The organism is Pseudomonas sp. ADAK21 (assembly GCF_012935735.1).
GTDB classification, from domain to species: domain Bacteria; phylum Pseudomonadota; class Gammaproteobacteria; order Pseudomonadales; family Pseudomonadaceae; genus Aquipseudomonas; species Aquipseudomonas proteolytica.
The window spans coordinates 1,699,467-1,717,081 of sequence record NZ_CP052857.1 but is presented as its reverse complement, the minus strand read 5'-3'; the positions used below and the strand labels follow the sequence as shown (position 1 = coordinate 1,717,081).

General features: G+C 60.7%; 16 protein-coding genes. 8 read left to right on the top strand and 8 right to left on the bottom strand.

The window, feature by feature from the left end; genetic code table 11:
• Positions 1 to 5 precede the first annotated feature (5 nt).
• The 4 genes from HKK57_RS07885 (at position 6) to gcvH (ending at position 4,495) form a co-directional block, all read left to right on the top strand.
• Complete coding sequence (locus tag HKK57_RS07885; RefSeq protein ID WP_029289509.1) at positions 6 to 1,010, top strand: extracellular solute-binding protein; 1,005 nt, start codon at positions 6 to 8, stop codon at positions 1,008 to 1,010.
• 194 nt (positions 1,011 to 1,204) lie between these two features.
• Positions 1,205 to 2,821: an ABC transporter permease gene (locus HKK57_RS07880; RefSeq protein ID WP_070994014.1), complete on the top strand. Its 1,617-nt coding sequence runs from the start codon at positions 1,205 to 1,207 to the stop codon at positions 2,819 to 2,821.
• A gap of 156 nt (positions 2,822 to 2,977) precedes the next feature.
• Positions 2,978 to 4,060: a glycine cleavage system aminomethyltransferase GcvT gene (gene gcvT / locus HKK57_RS07875; protein ID WP_092231261.1), complete on the top strand. Its 1,083-nt coding sequence runs from the start codon at positions 2,978 to 2,980 to the stop codon at positions 4,058 to 4,060.
• Between the two features lie 51 nt (positions 4,061 to 4,111).
• The gene (gene gcvH / locus HKK57_RS07870) at positions 4,112 to 4,495 is read left to right on the top strand and encodes a glycine cleavage system protein GcvH (protein WP_029289503.1); all 384 of its coding nucleotides are present in this window, start codon (positions 4,112 to 4,114) and stop codon (positions 4,493 to 4,495) included.
• Positions 4,496 to 4,541: 46 nt separating this feature from the next.
• Here the strand turns inward: gcvH and HKK57_RS07865 are convergent, their stop codons facing one another.
• From HKK57_RS07865 to HKK57_RS07840, 6 genes are all read right to left on the bottom strand, one after another.
• On the bottom strand, positions 4,542 to 5,681 hold the full coding sequence (locus tag HKK57_RS07865; RefSeq protein ID WP_133715266.1) for a DegT/DnrJ/EryC1/StrS family aminotransferase: 1,140 nt from the start codon (positions 5,679 to 5,681) through the stop codon (positions 4,542 to 4,544).
• Positions 5,682 to 5,842: 161 nt separating this feature from the next.
• Positions 5,843 to 6,160: a DUF2388 domain-containing protein gene (locus HKK57_RS07860; RefSeq protein ID WP_029289499.1), complete on the bottom strand. Its 318-nt coding sequence runs from the start codon at positions 6,158 to 6,160 to the stop codon at positions 5,843 to 5,845.
• 69 nt (positions 6,161 to 6,229) lie between these two features.
• Complete coding sequence (locus tag HKK57_RS07855) at positions 6,230 to 6,676, bottom strand: NfeD family protein (protein ID WP_029289497.1); 447 nt, start codon at positions 6,674 to 6,676, stop codon at positions 6,230 to 6,232.
• Between the two features lie 10 nt (positions 6,677 to 6,686).
• Entirely contained in the window at positions 6,687 to 7,607 is a 921-nt protein-coding gene (locus HKK57_RS07850; RefSeq protein WP_027608388.1) for an SPFH domain-containing protein, read from the bottom strand.
• 75 nt (positions 7,608 to 7,682) lie between these two features.
• Positions 7,683 to 9,434, bottom strand: a complete 1,752-nt coding sequence (locus HKK57_RS07845; protein WP_169391183.1) for a GspE/PulE family protein — start codon at positions 9,432 to 9,434, stop codon at positions 7,683 to 7,685.
• A gap of 84 nt (positions 9,435 to 9,518) precedes the next feature.
• Positions 9,519 to 9,851 carry a hypothetical protein gene (locus HKK57_RS07840; RefSeq protein WP_029289492.1) on the bottom strand — a complete coding sequence of 111 codons (333 nt, stop codon included), beginning with the start codon at positions 9,849 to 9,851 and terminating at the stop codon, positions 9,519 to 9,521.
• A 127-nt stretch (positions 9,852 to 9,978) separates the two neighbouring features.
• Here HKK57_RS07840 and HKK57_RS07835 point away from each other — a divergent pair, with 127 nt between their 5' ends.
• Positions 9,979 to 10,449, top strand: a complete 471-nt coding sequence (locus HKK57_RS07835) for an Lrp/AsnC family transcriptional regulator (RefSeq protein ID WP_029289490.1) — start codon at positions 9,979 to 9,981, stop codon at positions 10,447 to 10,449.
• Positions 10,450 to 10,632: 183 nt separating this feature from the next.
• Here HKK57_RS07835 and HKK57_RS07830 read toward each other — a convergent pair whose 3' ends face one another.
• A complete protein-coding gene (locus HKK57_RS07830) occupies positions 10,633 to 12,000 on the bottom strand; it encodes a CYTH domain-containing protein (protein ID WP_169390005.1) in 1,368 nt (455 codons plus the stop codon).
• Positions 12,001 to 12,160: 160 nt separating this feature from the next.
• Here HKK57_RS07830 and argE point away from each other — a divergent pair, with 160 nt between their 5' ends.
• Together argE and argA are read left to right on the top strand one after the other, a co-directional pair.
• Positions 12,161 to 13,309 (top strand): acetylornithine deacetylase, encoded by a 1,149-nt coding sequence (gene argE / locus HKK57_RS07825; protein WP_029289486.1) that lies wholly within the window; start codon positions 12,161 to 12,163, stop codon positions 13,307 to 13,309.
• A gap of 135 nt (positions 13,310 to 13,444) precedes the next feature.
• The gene (gene argA, locus HKK57_RS07820) at positions 13,445 to 14,743 is read left to right on the top strand and encodes an amino-acid N-acetyltransferase (protein WP_029289484.1); all 1,299 of its coding nucleotides are present in this window, start codon (positions 13,445 to 13,447) and stop codon (positions 14,741 to 14,743) included.
• A gap of 116 nt (positions 14,744 to 14,859) precedes the next feature.
• Here argA and tauA read toward each other — a convergent pair whose 3' ends face one another.
• Entirely contained in the window at positions 14,860 to 15,846 is a 987-nt protein-coding gene (tauA, locus tag HKK57_RS07815; RefSeq protein ID WP_029289482.1) for a taurine ABC transporter substrate-binding protein, read from the bottom strand.
• Between the two features lie 369 nt (positions 15,847 to 16,215).
• Between tauA and HKK57_RS07810 the strand changes: the two genes are divergently transcribed.
• Positions 16,216 to 17,541, top strand: a complete 1,326-nt coding sequence (locus HKK57_RS07810) for an OprD family outer membrane porin (protein WP_029289480.1) — start codon at positions 16,216 to 16,218, stop codon at positions 17,539 to 17,541.
• Positions 17,542 to 17,615 lie beyond the last annotated feature (74 nt).

The following is a 17,615-nucleotide window of genomic DNA, read 5'->3' as shown; positions in this document are numbered from 1 at the left end:
CACCTATGTTGGCACCCAAGCGCCTCCTGACTGCCCTGGCACTCACCCTTATCGCCAGCACCACCGTCCAGGCGGCTGACGAAGTGGTGGTCTACTCCTCTCGTATCGACGAGTTGATCAAGCCGGTGTTCGATGCCTACACCAAGAAAACCGGTGTACAGGTGAAGTTCATCACCGACAAGGAAGCGCCGCTGATGCAGCGCATCAAGGCCGAAGGCCAGAACGCCACCGCCGACCTGCTGTTGACCGTCGATGGCGGCAACCTCTGGCAAGCCGAGCAGATGGGCATTTTGCAGCCGTTCACCTCCAAGGTGATCGACGCCAACATCCCTGCGCAATATCGCGCTTCAAGCCATGCCTGGACCGGCTTGAGCCTGCGGGCGCGGACCATCGCCTACTCCACCGACCGTGTGAAGCCGGGTGAGTTGACCACCTACGAAGCCCTGGCCGACAAGCAATGGGAAGGCCGCCTGTGCCTGCGCACCGCGAAGAAGGTTTATAACCAGTCGCTGACCGCCACCCTGATCGAGACCCATGGCGCGGACAAGACCGAGGAGATCATCAAGGGCTGGGTCAACAACCTGTCCACCGACGTGTTCTCCGATGACATCGCCGTATTGCAGGCAATCAATGCCGGGCAGTGCGATGTGGGCATCGTCAATACCTACTACTACGGGCGCCTGCACAAGCAGGATCCGAAGCTGGCCGTGAAACTGTTCTGGCCTAACCAGGGCGACCGTGGCGTGCACGTCAACCTGTCGGGCATTGGCCTGACCAAATACGCCCCGCACCCGGACGCCGCCAAGGCCCTGGTGGAATGGATGACTACGCCTGAGGCGCAGAAGATCTTTGCCGACGTCAACCAGGAGTTCCCGGCCAACCCGGCGGTCGAGCCTTCGGCTGAAGTGGCGAGCTGGGGCAAGTTCAAGGCTGACACCTTGCCGGTGGAAGTCGCGGGCAAGCGCCAGGCCGAGGCGATTCGCCTGATGGATCGCGCAGGCTGGAACTGAGTACAATTTGTAAGGCTTCACAAATCTAATGTGGGAGCTGGCTTGTGTGGGAGCTGGCTTGCCTGCGATAGCATCACCCCGGTATCGCTGATACACCGAGGTGTCTGCATCGCAGGCAAGCCAGCTCCCACACAAGCCCGCTCCCACAGTGGTTTGTGTATGTCTCCAAATCATCCACTGCTTGGGAATTCCTTTTGGCCCACCCCGCCCAACGCCGCTGGTACCTGCCGGTCTTCACTGTCGCTGCCCTGGTGCTGCTGCCGCTGAGTGTCCTGCTGCTGTCCTGGCAAAGCATTGACACGCAAATCTGGTCGCACCTGTGGGACACCCAGATGCCGCGCCTGCTGGGCAACACCTTGACCCTGGTGTTGGGGGTCGGGGTTGGCGTAACGGTGTTGGGCGTGAGCCTGGCCTGGCTGACCAGCCTCTGTGAATTCCCCGGCCGGCGCTGGCTGGACTGGGCGTTGATGCTGCCGTTTGCCATCCCGGCGTATGTCCTGGCGTTTGTCTTCGTGGGCCTGCTGGATTTCTCCGGGCCGGTGCAGACCCTGCTGCGTGAGTGGTTCGGCACAGGCCTGCGCTTGCCGCGCGTGCGCTCCACCAGTGGCGTGATCATCGTGTTGGTGCTGGTGTTCTATCCCTACGTCTACCTGCTGGCGCGCACCGCCTTTCTGGCGCAGGGCAAGGGCTTGATGGAAGCGGCGCGGGTGCTGGGCCAATCACCCTGGCAGGCATTCTGGCGGGTGGCCCTGCCCATGGCGCGCCCGGCCATCGGCGCCGGCGTGGCCCTGGCGCTGATGGAAACCCTGGCGGATTTCGGCGCGGTGTCGGTGTTTAACTTCGACACCTTTACCACCGCCATCTACAAGACCTGGTACGGCTTTTTCAGCCTGTCCAGCGCCGCGCAACTGGCAAGCCTGTTGCTGTTGGTGGTGATGCTGGTGCTCTACGGCGAGCGCCGGGCCCGTGGCGCCAGCCGCCCGAGCAACGAGCGGCCACGGGGCAAGGCGCTGTATCACCTGCATGGGTTCAAAGCCGCCGCCGCGACTGGCTGGTGCGCCCTGGTGTTTGCCTGCGCGTTTGTCATTCCGATGATCCAACTGCTGGCCTGGTTCTGGCAGCGCGGGCGTTTCGACCTCGACGAGCGTTACACCGGGCTGATCGTACATACCCTTTACCTGGGCGGCATGGCCGCGCTGATCACCGTCAGCGTGGCGCTGCTGCTGGCGTTTGCCAACCGCCTGGCGCCGACCCGGGCCATCCGCTCCGGGGTGAGCCTGGGTAACCTGGGCTACGCCTTGCCGGGTTCGGTATTGGCGGTGTCGATCATGTTGGCGTTCAGCTATCTGGATCGCGAGTTAGTGATTCCGCTTTCCAGCTGGTTGGGAGGCGCGGGCAAGCCTTTGCTGCTGGGCAGCCTGTCGGCCCTGGTGATGGCTTATCTGGTGCGCTTCCTGGCCGTGGCCTATGGCCCGCTGGAAAACAGCCTGGCGCGCATCCGCCCATCCTTGCCGGAAGCAGCGCGTAGCCTGGGGGTCAGTGGGCCACGACTGTTTTGCAAAGTGTATCTGCCGCTCTTGCTACCAGGCACCTTGAGTGCAGCCTTGCTGGTATTTGTCGATGTACTCAAGGAAATGCCCGCGACCCTGCTGATGCGCCCATTCGGCTGGGATACCCTGGCCGTGCGCATCTTCGAGATGACCAGCGAAGGCGAGTGGGCGCGTGCCTCCTTGCCTGCACTGACCCTGGTATTGGTCGGCCTGTTGCCGGTCATCGGCTTGATCCGACGTTCGGCGCGACGAATCGGTTAGGTGCCAGTCCTACGGCTTGAGGCTACAATGCGCGGCATTCGGTGCGGCCCGTCTTTCGGGCAGGGTGGCTGATTGTGGCTGCAGGCCTTGTATTTCAAGGTGTGTAGCCCGAACGGCGACCGTCCGCACCTTCGCCACGCCCGGAAGGAGAAACCCATGGGACAGCGTACGCCTCTGTATGACCTGCATCTCGCCCTCGGCGCGAAAATGGTCGATTTTGGCGGTTGGGATATGCCTCTGCACTACGGCTCGCAAGTCGAGGAGCACCATCAGGTGCGCCGTGACTGTGGGGTGTTTGATGTTTCCCACATGACCGTGATCGACATCTCGGGCCATCAGGCCAGGGAGTGGCTACAGTACCTGCTGGCCAATGATGTCGGTCGTTTGCATGGCTGCGGCCATGCGCTGTACAGCGCCATGCTCAACGAGCAGGGCGGGGTGGTGGACGACATGATTGTCTACCGCACCGAAGACGGTTACCGGCTGGTGGTCAACGCGGCCACCCGCGACCAGGATATCGCCTGGATGCAGGCCCAGCTGGGCAGCTACCAGGTGATGATGCGTGAGCGCCCGGACCTGGCCATGCTGGCTATCCAGGGGCCCCAGGCCCGACACAAGATTGCCGAACTGGTCACCCAGTCTCGTGGCGTGTTGATCCACCAGCTCAAGCCCTTCGAGGGCCGTGCCGACGGCGACTGGTTCATCGCGCGCACGGGCTATACCGGCGAAGATGGCCTGGAAATCGTCCTGCCCGCCGACCAGGCCCCGGGTTTTTTCAACGACCTGGTCGGTGCGGGCATCTCGCCCATCGGCCTGGGCGCGCGCGACACCCTGCGCCTGGAGGCCGGCATGAACCTTTACGGCCAGGATATCCACCTGAATGTGTCCCCTCTGGCCGCCAATATGGCCTGGAGCATCGCCTGGGAACCCGCCAGCCGCGCGTTCATCGGGCGTGCGGCCCTGGAAGCCGAGCGTGAGGCTGGGGTTCAGCTCAAACTGGTGGGTCTGGTGCTGGAGGAGCGTGGGGTTTTACGCGCTCACCAGGTGGTTCGTATCGCCGATGTTGGCGAAGGAGAGATCACCAGTGGTAGTTTCTCTCCTACGCTGAGTAAATCCATTGCCCTGGCGCGTGTACCGATGGCAACCGCCGACCGCGCCGAGGTAGAGATTCGCGGCAAATGGTACCCGGTGCGAGTGGTCAAGCCGACCTTCGTGCGCCATGGCAAAACCTTGATCTAACCTTTTCCGGCAGGCCAATGGCTGCTGACATTTCTTTTGAGGACACAGACTATGAGCAATATCCCTGCCGAACTGCGTTTTGCCGAAAGCCACGAATGGGCACGCCTGGAAGCTGATGGCTCGGTGACCGTCGGGATCTCCGATCACGCCCAGGAAGCACTGGGTGATGTGGTCTTCGTTGAGTTGGCTGAAGTGGGCAAGGTATTTGCTGCAGGCGACGCAGCGGGCGTCGTGGAATCAGTGAAGGCTGCTTCGGATATTTACTCGCCAGTTTCGGGTGAAGTGATTGCGGTCAACGAGGATCTGACCGATGCCCCTGAGTCGCTCAACGAAAAGCCTTATGAGGCGTGGATCTTCAAGGTCAAGCCAAGCAATACCGCCGAACTGGAAAAACTGCTGGATGCCGCCGGCTACAAGGCTGCCATCGGCGAGTAACACCCCCCCTGTGTAGGAGCCGGCTTGCCGGCTCCTACAACAAAGGTCAGGGCTTGAGCACCTGCTTCACCGCCGCAACCGCGCGCTCTACATCCGCCTTGGTCATCGCCGTAAACATCGGCAACGACACAATCAAACGCCCGACTCGTTCTGCCACCGGGAACATGCCTTCCTTGAACCCCTGTGCCCGGTACAAACTCAGCAGATGGATCGGCGGGTAGTGATAGCCAATGCCCACGCCCTGGGCCTGCATCTGCTCCATGAACGTGGCGCGGGCTGGCAGGCCATCCTGGCGCTCAGGCAGTACCAGCTGGAACAAGTGCCAGTTGCTGTTTTCGAAGTCGGCAGGTGGCAACTGCGCGCCGTATGTCGCCTCGAAATCGCTGCCAAAACACTCGAAGTAATGCCGGGCCAGGGCCTGTCGATGGGCAGTGATCTGCTCGATGTTGGCAAATTGGCCCAGGCCAACCGCCGCGGCGACATCGGTCATGTTGAACTTGCCGCCCAGCACATCCACATCCAGGCCATCGAAGCCGCTGCGAGTCACGCCTTGCAGCCGGTACTTTTCCGCCAGGCGTGCTTCTTCGGCGTTGTTCAACACCAGGCAGCCGCCTTCGCAAGAGGTGATGTTCTTGTTTGCCTGGAAGCTGAACGAGACAAAATCCCCGGTGGCGCCGATCCTCTGGCCATCCCAGCTGGACCCGAGCGCCTGTGCGGCATCTTCGACGACACGCAGCCCATACTTGTTGGCCAGGGCGTAGAGCATCGGCATGTCCAGCGGCAGGCCGGCCAGGTACACCGGAATAATCGCCTTGGTACGCGGTGTGATAGCGGCTTCCAGTTGGGCCAGGTCAATATTGCGGGTCACGGGGTCGATATCGGCAAACACAGGCGTGGCGCCCACCTCCAGAATCACGTTGGCGGTCGCCACCCAGGAAATCGGTGTGGTGATCACCTCATCCCCTTGGCCAACCCCGGCGATGCGCAGGGCAATTTCCATGGTGCAGGTGCCGGAGTTGAAGGTGCGCACCGGCCGTCCACCAAAGTACTCCGATAGCTGTGCTTCGAACGCCTGCACCTTTGGCCCGCTGGTGATCCAGCCCGAGCGCAACACATCACCGACCGCCGCAATGGTGGCTTCGTCAATGCTGGGTTTTGAAAACGGCAGGAAAGGCAGTTGGCTCATGATGTTGAAGGTACCCGCAGGAGAAAGACCAAGAATAAAAACTCAAATCAACCCCGGCATCGTCGCACGGGGCAACTGAATATAGCCTGTCGCCTGTAAACGTATCGTCGAAAAACAGGCAAAAAAAAGCCGCTCTAAAGCGGCTTTTTCACGCACCGGATTTACTCGGCAGCAACTGCGTTTTTCGCCAGGATGGCGTTGGCCAACTCCATGTCGGTGGCTTTCAGGCCTGGATTGTCTGCCCGCACCTTCTGCATGGCGGCTTCCAGGTATGGGCCACGGATACCGCCGTCACTGGCGACGAAGCTGCCGGCGTCGTCCTGGGCGGCGACGACCAGCTTGTGGTCCTTGAAGGTCAGGTACGTCGAGCCGGTGGTGGCGCCCGATGAGATGACATTACGCCAGAAGCTGTCGGCCATGGCCGATCCAACTGGGAGGGAAAGCACGGCGAGGGTGGCGACAGCATATTTGAGACGCATGATGGGTGACTCCGACTGGGTTATCTGAACAGTTTGATTGTAGATAACCCGGTCGAGTTCCATGGCTGACTAAACAGTTTCAATGCGCATAATCACGCCATCCTGGCCAATCACCCGTACTTGAGCCCCTACAGGTGCGTCAGGCCCGGTGACCATCCACACGCCATCGCCGACCTTGATTTTGCCCCGCCCGTCGATAATCGCCTGATGCACCACAAAGGTGCGGCCAATCAGCTCCGAACCGCGCATGTTCAGGCCCGGCTGGTCGCTGGCCTTGGCGCTGCTGCGCTGGCGCTTCCACCAGTACACCGCCGTCAGGATGGACAGCACTGCAAACAGCAGCAGTTGCAGCTCCAGCCCAAGCCCCGGGATCAGGAACTTGAGCACTCCCACGGCCGCTGCGGCGATCCCCATCCACAGCAGATAACCGCCGGCACCAAACACTTCAAGAATCAGCAGCACCGTGCCCAGCGCCAGCCAATCCCAGAACGACAGGTGTTGCAGGAATTCCCACATGGTGCGGGCCTCAGGCTTTCTTGTTGTCGAAGGTGGCCTTGACGATTTCGCCGATGCCTCCCACTGCGCCAATGACCTGGCTGGCTTCCAGCGGCATCAGGATGACTTTGCTGTTGTTGGCAGAAGCGAGCTTGCCCAGGGCATCGATGTACTTTTGCGCGACGAAGTAGTTGATGGCTTGCACGTTACCGGTGGCGATCGCTTCCGATACCACCTGCGTGGCACGGGCCTCTGCCTCGGCCTGACGTTCACGGGCCTCGGATTCAAGGAATGCGGCCTGGCGACCACCTTCAGCCTCGAGGATCTGCGCCTGCTTCTTGCCTTCGGCGGTCAGGATGGCGGAGGCGCGCAGGCCTTCGGCTTCGAGGATCTGGGCACGCTTGATACGCTCGGCTTTCATCTGGCCGGACATGGCGGCCATCAGGTCGGCGGGCGGGCTGATGTCCTTGATCTCGATACGGGTGATCTTGATGCCCCAAGGTGCGGTGGCTTCATCGACCGTGCGCAGCAGCTTCTCGTTGATGCCGTCGCGCTGGCTGAGCATGGCATCCAGTTCCATCGAGCCGAGCACCGTACGGATGTTGGTTTGCAGCAGATTGCGGATCGCATGTTCGAGGTTGTTGACCTCATAGGCCGCCTGGGCGGTGTTCACCACCTGGAAGAAACACACCGCGTCGATCTGCACTGTGGCGTTATCGGCGGTGATCACTTCCTGGGGCGGAATATCCAGCACGCTTTCCATCACGTTGATCTTGCGCCCGATGCGGTCCATCACAGGAATGATGATATTCAGGCCAGGCTTGAGCGTGTTGGTGTAGCGGCCGAAGCGTTCCACGGTCCACTGGTAGCCCTGGGGCACGACCTTGAAGCCCATGAACAGGATGGCGATGGCCAAGCCTACGAAGAGGAGAAGCACTGTTCCGATCTGCATAACGATTCCTTGTCTGGTGGTGGCGGTGACGCGAAGTCTGTCGATTGTAACGGGCTTGCCGCAGATAAGAACGGTTTACTCGTTCGCTGGTGTAACCCGTAGCACTTCCTCCAGTGTGGTCAGCCCCGCAGCCACCTTGTGCGCACCTGCCAGACGCAGGCTGTGCATGCCGCCGTTGAGCGCTTCGCGGCGCAGTGCCTGCAAGTCGGTGTCGGCACTGACCAGGGCCCTGGCCCCGTCATTCATCAACATGATTTCGTAGACCCCGATACGCCCGCGATAGCCGCTTTCGCGGCACTCTACGCAGCCATTGGCGCGGTAGACGCTGGCGGGTGGTGCCACGCAAGACTGGGTAGCGCTGTGCCAAGCGTCCTGGTTCAACGCCGTCGGGCTTTTACAGTGTGGGCACAACCGCCGCACCAGGCGCTGGGCCATGACCCCAAGCAAAGTGGCCTTGATCAAGTAATGGGGAATGCCCAGTTCCAGCAGGCGGCTTACTGCGCTGGGAGCGTCGTTGGTGTGCAGGGTCGACAGTACCAGATGACCGGTCAAGGCCGCCTGGATCGCCATTTCAGCGGTTTCCAGGTCGCGGATCTCGCCGATCATGATGATGTCCGGGTCTTGGCGCATGAGCGCGCGGATGCCGCTGGCGAAGGTCAGGTCGATATTGTGCTGGACCTGCATCTGGTTGAAGGCCGGCTCCACCATCTCGATGGGGTCTTCCACCGTGCACAGGTTCACCGTGCGGGAAGCCAATTGCCGCAGGGTGGTATAGAGGGTGCTGGTCTTGCCTGACCCGGTGGGGCCGGTGACCAGGATGATGCCGTTGGCTTGGGCGGTCATGTGCTGCCAGCGCTGCAGGTCATCGGCCGACAGCCCCAGTTGCTGGAAATCCTGGAGCAGCACCTGGGGATCGAAAATCCGCATCACCAGCTTCTCGCCGAAGGCCGTGGGCAGGGTCGAAAGACGCAACTCCACTTCGATACCCGTGGGCGTCTTGGTCTTGACCCGGCCATCCTGGGGCTTGCGCTTCTCGGCGACATTCATCCGCCCGAGGCTTTTCAGGCGGCTGACCACGGCGGTCGTGACCTGGGGCGGAAACTGATAGACATCGTGCAGTAAGCCGTCGATACGGAAGCGCACGCGGCCCTGGTCGCCGCCCGGCTCGATATGGATATCGCTGGCGCGCTGGCCGAAGGCAAATTGCAGCAGCCAGTCGACAATATTGACGATATGCGCGTCGTTGGCGTCGGGCTCCTGGTCGCCGGCACCGAGGTTGAGCAACTGCTCGGCAGGGGGCGCCGTGGGGTTGGTCTGGTCGGCCCCGCTGACCGACCTGGCCAGCCGGAAGAACTCCTGGGTACAACTGCGGATCGCCTGGGGGTTGGCGACCACGCGCTTGATCGAGCGCTTCAACACATGAGCCAGCCCCGCTTCCCACTCACACAGGTAGGGTTCGGCGCTGGCCACCGTCACGCTGTCGCGATCCAGGGCGACGGCGAGGATATGGTGGCGCTGGGCGAAGGCATGGGACATCAGCGGCACCACGCTCGCCACATCGATTTTCAGTGGGTCGATGCGCAGATAGGGCTGGTCTACATGACTGGCGAGCCATTGGGTCAGCCGCTCCAGTGATAGCGCCAGGCCGGGCCGCGCGGGGTCGGGCAGTGACTGGCCGGCGAGAAACTCCAGCGGGTGCAGGCCATTGGCCGGAGTTCGCCGCAGGCGTTCGGCCAGGGCTGTGTCGATCAAACCATGGGCGGTGAGGGCGGGCAGCAGTTCGTCGAGGCAAAGCCTGCGATCCTGGCGTTGTGGCGCAACGGGCATGGCGGTTTCCTGGGCGGTTTCATGCGGTAGCGCCAAGGCTAGTTCCATCCTGGTCGCTGTCGCCCAGAGGGTTATTGCCGGTTTTTACTGAGCCATCGCTTGTACGGTCTGCAACCTTGTGGATTCAACAGGTTGCAGCTCCAGCGAGCACACGCTGATCAGGTTACGAAGTTTTTCACCGATCACCTGGGCGCGGTGCCAGCTCAGGCCGTCCATCACTACGTCGATGTTCAGCAGGTCATCGTCGCGTGTCACGTTCACCTGTTGCGGCACGAGGAACTGCAAAGCGAAGTAGTTCAGGATTCGGCACAGCACATCGGGCTCGGCTTCGGCGAGGATCTGGTAGCGCGCCTGGCAATGGCTATTGCTGACTGCCCAGGCATCGACGCGGGTGGGGCTGGCTGGGACTGAATGCATGGCCGTTCTCCAAATTTGACTGGAGAAATTTTTACATGAGCTGTGGGGTATTTCTTATCTATGTTTGAGTGATATGCCTTATAAATGAATAGCACAATTCGAGCGTACGGGATTAAAGGGTATTTTTATGCACAGTGAGTTGGACGTCTACGACCGCCGGATCCTGGCACTGCTGCAGGAAGACGCGTCACTCTCCAGCGCGCAGATTGCCGAACAGGTCGGTCTGTCGCAGTCGCCTTGCTGGCGGCGGATCCAGCGGCTCAAGGAAGAGGGGGTGATTCGCGCCCAGGTGACGTTGCTCGACCGCAAGAAGATTGGCCTCAACACGCAGATTTTTGCCGAGGTCAAACTCAACGCCCACGGGCGGTCCAACTTCACGGAGTTCACCGAGGCGATCCGCGGGTTCCCGGAGGTGCTGGAGTGTTATGTGCTGATGGGGGCGGTGGATTTTCTGTTGCGCATTGTCACCTCGGATATCGAGGCGTATGAGCGGTTTTTCTTTGAGAAGTTGTCGATGGTGCCGGGGATACAGGAGGTCAACTCGATTGTGGCGTTGTCGGAAATCAAGTCGACCACCAGCCTGCCAGTGTTGCGCTGAAAGGGCTGCTGTGGCGAGCGGGCTTGCCCCGCGCTGGGCTGCGTAGCAGCCCCAAAACCTGTCGCCTCGGTCCACCTGAAAAAAATCAGTTGGTCTTGGTTGGTTGGGGCTGCTACGCAGCCCAGCGCGGGGCAAGCCCGCTCGCCACAAGAAGTCGGCTCTCCACAGCAAGCCAGAGGGCGCTTACAGACGCAGCAAAGTCTTCCACGCACGATTCTGATACACCGCGATCACCTGATGCATCCGCGCATCCAGCGATTCGTCGTTGATTGGCAGGTTGGCCAGGGCCGCCAACTTGTTCAGCTCACCGTACAAACGATCCAGCTCCGGGATTTCCAGCAGGTGCCGGGCATGGTGCAGCCAAGCCTGCAGACGCTCGATGCGCGGCAGTTGCTCGGCGAGGTCTTCGGGCTGTTGCTGGTAGCGCGGCAGGCGCAGGGCGACGGCTTCGTCGGCCAGCAAGCGCGGCAGCCAGTTGGCGACCTGGGCGGCGCCCTGGCGGTTGCCGCGCACGTTGCGGTCCTGGGTCCAGGTGCGGGCCAGCAGCCAGCGCGAAGTGTTCAGTGAGAACAGGCCCCAGCGCACGTCGGTCAATTCTTCGATGAACTGTTCCGGCGCGGCCTTGCGCACGTCTTCATCGTCTTCACCGGCCTGGACCAGTGGGCGCCAGTCTTCCAGCAGGGCGTCGAGCGCGCTGCGCAGTTCGCTGGTGGATTGACGTGGTGCGGCCTGGCCGAGGCTACCGATCAGGGCGCGCATTTCGGCGAGGTTTTCTACCCAGTCCTGCAACAGGCGCCAGTGGCCGTTGAAACGGTACTGCTCGGCCAGGCGCTGGCTGCTGCCCAGCAGGTGCCAGGTCAGCGCGGCGAAGACGTCATCCAAAGGCATTTGTGGTTGCAGTTGTGGGGCCGGCAGGCTCAGGGAGTAGCTGCTGGCGTCGAACAGGCGGTAGCCGCGCTCGGCCTTGCTGATATCGCACGGCATCAGCGCCAGGGTCTGGGCCAGTTCGGCAGCCAGTTCCAGCAGGGCGGCGGGTTCGCCTTCGCGCAATTCCAGTTCCAGCTCGCAGATTTCTTCCTTCTGCTTGCCGGCAATCACATGGCCCAGGTCCAGGGCGGCTTCGATCACCACCTTGGCCTTGCCACGGCCCCATGCGATCTCGGCACGTTCGCGCACGAAGTCGGTGGTGAAAATTGGCTTGAGAGTCTTTTTGTCCAGCTCGGCCAATTGCTCGGGCCAGCATTCGCCGTCGAGTTTCTTCACGTCGAGCTTGGCTTTGGGCAGTTTCCAGTCGTATTCATTACGTTCCGACAAGCCGGCAACGCTGTGGCCGCGGGTCTTGAGGGTCTGGATCACTTCGTCGCCATCCTTGCGCAGGCGCAGGGCAACCTTGGCCTGGGCCAGGTCGCGCTCGGGGGTGTCGAAGTACTGATTCATCAACTCACGGCGTTCCCAGCCACTTTTGTTGCGTTTTTTCAGGAGCGGGTGCTCACGCAGCGCAGCGAGGGTCTCGCGGCTGACGCGGAGCTTGATTTCGGTTTCTTTTTGCATGGCCGGAACATCCAGGATCGGGAGTGCAGCCGGGGGAAAATGTGGCTGCCAAGGTCGTGCAGTGTACAGGACTGAGCCCGGCAACGTGCCGCAACGGGTTTATTGTGCTGCGCAGATGGTTCTATGATGGGTTTCATCTGTGGAAGTTGAGAGACAGCGCATGCCTTTACCGTCCATGAAAGAACAATTTGCCGCTCTGATTGCCGCGCCCTCTGTCAGTTGTACCCAAGCGTCTCTCGACCAGACCAACCGCCCGGTGATCGATCTGCTCGCCACCTGGCTTGGCGACCTGGGCTTTGCCTGCGAGATCCAGCAGGTCAGCCCTGGCAAGTTCAACCTGCTGGCCAGCTTCGGCAGCGGGCCCGGCGGCCTGGTGCTGGCGGGGCATAGCGATACCGTGCCGTACGATGAAGCGCTATGGCAGACCGATCCTTTGAAGTTGACGGAAGTGGACGGGCGCTGGGTAGGACTGGGTAGCTGCGACATGAAAGGCTTTTTCGCGCTGGCCATCGAAGCGGTCCTGCCGCTGCTCGACCAACCGTTCAAGCAGCCGCTGTTGATCCTTGCCACCTGTGATGAAGAAAGCTCCATGGCCGGCGCCCGCGCGCTGGCTGCGGCCGGTCGCCCGCTGGGGCGGGCTGCGGTGATTGGCGAGCCCACGGGCCTCAAGCCGATCCGCCTGCACAAGGGCGTGATGATGGAACGTATCGACATCCTCGGGCGCAGTGGTCACTCGTCAGACCCAAGCCTGGGCCACAGCGCCCTCGAAGCCATGCATGACGCCATGGGCGAGCTGCGCGGCCTGCGCCTGGCCTGGCAGCGGGAGTATCGCAACCCACAGTTCAGCGTGCCCCAGCCCACCTTGAATTTTGGCTGCATCCACGGCGGCGACAACCCCAACCGCATTTGCGGCCAATGCTCCCTGGAATTCGACCTGCGGCCCTTGCCCGGCATGGATCCGCAGGTGCTGCGCGACGCCATCCAGCAGAAACTGCGGCCCATCGCCGAACGCCATCAGGTGCAGATCGACTATGCGCCGCTGTTCCCCGAAGTGCCGCCTTTCGAGCAGCCTGAAGATGCCGAGCTGGTGCGGGTCGCGGAACGATTGACCGGCCATCGTGCCGAAGCAGTAGCGTTCGGCACTGAAGCGCCTTATCTTCAGCGCCTTGGTTGTGAAACCCTGGTGCTCGGCCCTGGGGATATTGCCTGCGCCCACCAGCCGGGCGAGTACCTTGAAATGTCACGCTTGACGCCTACAGTGCGTCTATTGCGGGAATTGATTGAACACTACTGCCTCAAACCTGCATAAATTAACCCCATTGCATCCCGTACTTAGAAGGAGAGCGAGCGTGTCGCCAAGCCTGTTCCGACGATAACCATCAGCCCGCTGTGCGTTTAGCGATTCATTCTTTTTTTGGCTGCTTTTTATAACAGGCCCAGGTTTATGCCCGAATACGTCAATTGGCTTCGTCACGCTTCGCCTTACATCAATGCCCACCGTGACTGCACCTTTGTGGTCATGCTGCCGGGCGACGGTGTGGATCATCCCAACTTCGGCAACATCGTCCACGATCTGGTGCTGCTGCACAGCCTCGGCGTGCGCCTGGTGCTGGTACATGGTTCGCGCCCGCAAATCGAAACCCGCCTCGCCGCTCGCGGCCTGACCCCGCATTACCACGATGGCATGCGCATCACCGATGCCGCGACCCTGGAGTGCGTGATCGACGCGGTCGGCCACTTGCGTATTGCTATCGAAGCACGACTGTCCATGGACATGGCGTCCTCGCCAATGCAGGGCTCGCGCCTGCGGGTAGCCAGTGGCAACCTGGTGACCGCACGGCCGATCGGCGTGCTGGACGGTATCGATTACCACCATACCGGCGAAGTGCGCCGGGTCGACCGCAAGGGCATCAACCGCCTGCTGGACGAACGCTCCATTGTCGTACTGTCGCCATTGGGCTATTCGCCGACCGGGGAGATTTTCAACCTGGCCTGTGAAGACGTCGCCACCCGCGCCGCCATCGACCTGGGGGCCGACAAGCTGCTGTTGTTTGGTGCCGACCTGGGCCTGATCGACGAAAACGGCCGACTGGTGCGCGAGCTGCGTCCGCAGCAAGTACCGGCGCACCTGCAACGCCTGGGCAACAACTACCAGGCCGAACTGCTGGATGCGGCGGCCGAGGCCTGTCGTGGGGGCGTGGGGCGTAGCCATATCGTCAGTTATGTCGAAGACGGTGCGCTGTTGACCGAACTCTTTACCCGGGACGGCGGCGGTACGCTGGTGGCCCAGGAGCAGTTCGAACTGGTGCGCGAGGCGGCGATTGAAGACGTCGGCGGCCTGCTGGACCTGATCAGCCCACTGGAAGAGCAGGGCATTTTGGTGCGCCGCTCGCGGGAGGTGCTGGAGCGGGAAATCGAACAGTTCAGCGTGGTGGAGCGCGAAGGCATGATCATCGCGTGCGCCGCGCTGTACCCCATTGCCGACTCGGAGGCGGGTGAGCTGGCGTGCCTGGCGGTCAATCCGGAATATCGCCATGGCGGCCGTGGTGATGAGCTGCTCGAGCGCATCGAAACCCGCGCCCGCACCCAAGGCTTGAAGACCCTGTTCGTGCTGACGACCCGTACCGCCCACTGGTTCCGCGAGCGCGGCTTTGTGCCAAGCAGCGTGGATCGCCTGCCGTCGGCGCGGGCTTCGCTGTACAACTTTCAGCGTAATTCGAAGATCTTCGAGAAGACCTTATAAGCGCCACCCATCCAATGTAGGAGCGGGCTTGCCCGCGATGGCGGTGTATCAGTCGACATCTTTGTTAACTGGCCCACCGCCATCGCCGGCAAGCCGGCTCCTACAGGGTGGCGGGTTTATTCTTTGATGAATTTTCCGGTCACGTAGGCTGAATAGTCCGGTAGCACTGTCTCTACTTTCCCTTGTTCCTTGAGAAACTTCGCCGTATCTCCAATGGCCTTGGCTGTCCCACCATTAAGCAAGGCGTCGGTTTGCTGCGCCCGGGCATCGGGGAAGGTGCTGCCTTCCAGCAGTTCGGGAATATCTGCGGCGTTTGCGCCGGTCAACCTGGCGATCTTCTGCACCGGCGCCGAATCCACCGTCCAACTGGCTTTATGGGCCGCATACTCGGCAAACGAATCCAGGGTGACCTTGGCAAACTTGGCCACCACCTCAGGATGCTTCTCGGCAAAGTCCTTGCGCGCCACCCACACCTCGAACGTCGGCGCGCCCCATTGGCCGACCTGGGCAGCATCGGTGAGGATCTTGCCGGTCTTGCGGATTTCCCCCAGGGCCGGCGACCAGACAAACGCCCCGTCGATATCCCCGCGTTTCCAGGCTGCGGCAATTTCGCCTGGTTGCAGGTTCACCACTTTGACCTGCTTTGTGTCCAGGCCCCAGTGTTTCAAGGCCCCGAGCAGGCTGTAGTGGGATGTGGAGACAAAAGGTGTGGCGATGGTTTTGCCAATCAGGTCCTTGGGTGCGTCAATGTGACTGTCGTTGCGCACTACCAAAGCTTCAGAACTATTGATCTGGGCCGATACGATGAACGCTACGATGGGTAGGTTACGGGATGCGGCGGCCGCCAACGGGCTGGAGCCGAGGTTGCCGATCTGCACATCGCCGGAGGCAATCGCGGTGACCACTTGGGGGCCGCTGTTGAAGCGGCGCCAGTCGATCTGCTGACCGATGACTTGCTCATAGACACCGTCGGCCTGGGGCACTTTGCTGGGGTCAATCCCGGTTTGGTAACCGATGGTGAGATTGGCTGCTTGCACGCCAAAAGAAAGTGTAAGCGATAGTAAAACTGTAACAAATTGACTAGAGGATGCGCGTTTGGCCATGATGGCGTCGCCTTTTTGATCGTGAGTGACGTGTGCGAGATTTTGCTCACACTAAACGATCTAAAAAATGGCCAATAAATACCCTTTAGGAATTAGCTTATGGAGCGATACCCCGCTGCGGGATCGTCGCATCATGGAAAGTGTTATTCCTGAATAGTATGAAAAAGGATGAAATAATTCTTTTTGGGTGTATGAAAAACTCATTACCCTGCAGGGACCAAATCAACTGCGGTTAGACGAAGGTAGTAGACACACAAGGTTGCGATTGACTTGTCAGTCACTATCTGGCGCTAATCGCGCGTCTGTGGATCGAGGGCGTCAGACCCGAGACCAAAGAACTACAAAAATTAGAAACGAGAGGAGCGGTACATGAAGAAGTCCACATTGGCGTTCGCCATCGCGGCTGGGGTTTTGGCCCAGCAAGCAGGCGCCGCTGGTTTTGTTGAAGACACCAAGGCATCCGTAAGTTCTCGGACCCTGTATTTTGATAACGATCAGCGTGAAGGCGGCGCTGACCAGCGCGAAACGGCCACCGGCCTGAAGTTCAACGTCCAGTCTGGTTTCACTGAAGGCACGGTCGGCTTTGGTATCGATGCCCAGGCATTGGTCGGCTTTCACCTAGATGGTGGCCGTGGTCATCACCCAGACAACAACTCCTTTGTTCCAAGCGACACCGACGGTTCGGCCGTGAGCAGCTGGAGCAGCGCGAGCGCCAACGTAAAAGCTCGTTTTTCCAAGACCGAGGCCCATCTGGGCGGGGCCCTGGCTCCGAACCTGCCGGTCGTGATCGCAAGCGATGGCCGTCTGCTGCCGCAAACCTTTGAAGGCGGCACCATCACCTCCAAAGAAATCGACAACGTGACGTTCAACGCCGGTCAACTTGAACACGCCACTGGCCGTGCCTCGAGCAACAGCACTGGCCTGTCGGTTGCAGGCGCCAGCCAGGAAAGCAACAAGTTCCGTTATGGCGGTGCTGACTGGAAGGTCACCAAAGACCTGACCTTGCAGTACTACTACGCCAACCTGGAAGACTTCTATAAGCAGCACTTCCTGGGTCTGGTTCACGTCTACCCGATCACCGAAGGTCAGTCGTTCAAAACCGACGTGCGCTACTTCGATAGCAGCTCCGACGGCAAGAACGGCCAGGCTGGCTACCAGTTCAACAACAATGGTGGTTATGCGAAGGACGCAGGCGAAGTCAATAACAAAACCTGGAGCGCCATGTTCACCTATAGCCTGGGTGGCAGTGCGTTCATGGTCGGCCATCAGCGTGTCAACGATGACGGCGGTTTCGTCTGGCTGAACCAGGGCGGTGTTGTCGACGGCAACGGCCGTAACGAAGGCGCCGGCGGTTCCAGCTTCTACCTCTTCACCGATAGCATGATCAACTCCTTCGTGCGTGCGGGTGAAAACACCACCTTCGGTCAGTACTCCTATGACTTCGCTGCATTGGGCGTTCCAGGTTTGAAAACCTCGATTGCTTACCTGCATGGCGACAACATCAAAGCCAAGAACGGTGGCAGTGACCAGTCCGAGTGGGAACGCGATATGCGTATCGACTACACCATTCAGCAGGGCGCTCTCAAAGGCTTTGGCACCACCCTGCGTCACGGTGTCTATCGCGGTAGCGGCACTGGCATTCAGGACCAGGACCAGACTCGTCTGATCTTCAACTACACTTACAGCTTCCTGTAAGAACCGTTGAGAAAAAAACCTCGCGATAATTGCGAGGTTTTTTTTGCCCAGAAATTGGTCAATCAACGCACTGC

Excerpts from the sequence above, each read along its gene's own strand:
- HKK57_RS07845 (WP_169391183.1), bottom strand. The coding sequence starts at position 9,434 with ATGCCCGTTGCGCCACAACGCCAGGATCGCAGGCTTTGCCTCGACGAA.
- argE (WP_029289486.1), top strand. The coding sequence starts at position 12,161 with ATGCCTTTACCGTCCATGAAAGAACAATTTGCCGCTCTGATTGCCGCG.
- HKK57_RS07835 (WP_029289490.1), top strand. The coding sequence starts at position 9,979 with ATGCACAGTGAGTTGGACGTCTACGACCGCCGGATCCTGGCACTGCTG.
- tauA (WP_029289482.1), bottom strand. The coding sequence starts at position 15,846 with ATGGCCAAACGCGCATCCTCTAGTCAATTTGTTACAGTTTTACTATCG.
- HKK57_RS07850 (WP_027608388.1), bottom strand. The coding sequence starts at position 7,607 with ATGCAGATCGGAACAGTGCTTCTCCTCTTCGTAGGCTTGGCCATCGCC.
- HKK57_RS07860 (WP_029289499.1), bottom strand. The coding sequence starts at position 6,160 with ATGCGTCTCAAATATGCTGTCGCCACCCTCGCCGTGCTTTCCCTCCCA.
- HKK57_RS07865 (WP_133715266.1), bottom strand. The coding sequence starts at position 5,681 with ATGAGCCAACTGCCTTTCCTGCCGTTTTCAAAACCCAGCATTGACGAA.
- gcvT (WP_092231261.1), top strand. The coding sequence starts at position 2,978 with ATGGGACAGCGTACGCCTCTGTATGACCTGCATCTCGCCCTCGGCGCG.
- gcvH (WP_029289503.1), top strand. The coding sequence starts at position 4,112 with ATGAGCAATATCCCTGCCGAACTGCGTTTTGCCGAAAGCCACGAATGG.
- HKK57_RS07885 (WP_029289509.1), top strand. The coding sequence starts at position 6 with ATGTTGGCACCCAAGCGCCTCCTGACTGCCCTGGCACTCACCCTTATC.
- argA (WP_029289484.1), top strand. The coding sequence starts at position 13,445 with ATGCCCGAATACGTCAATTGGCTTCGTCACGCTTCGCCTTACATCAAT.
- HKK57_RS07810 (WP_029289480.1), top strand. The coding sequence starts at position 16,216 with ATGAAGAAGTCCACATTGGCGTTCGCCATCGCGGCTGGGGTTTTGGCC.
- HKK57_RS07855 (WP_029289497.1), bottom strand. The coding sequence starts at position 6,676 with ATGTGGGAATTCCTGCAACACCTGTCGTTCTGGGATTGGCTGGCGCTG.
- HKK57_RS07840 (WP_029289492.1), bottom strand. The coding sequence starts at position 9,851 with ATGCATTCAGTCCCAGCCAGCCCCACCCGCGTCGATGCCTGGGCAGTC.
- HKK57_RS07830 (WP_169390005.1), bottom strand. The coding sequence starts at position 12,000 with ATGCAAAAAGAAACCGAAATCAAGCTCCGCGTCAGCCGCGAGACCCTC.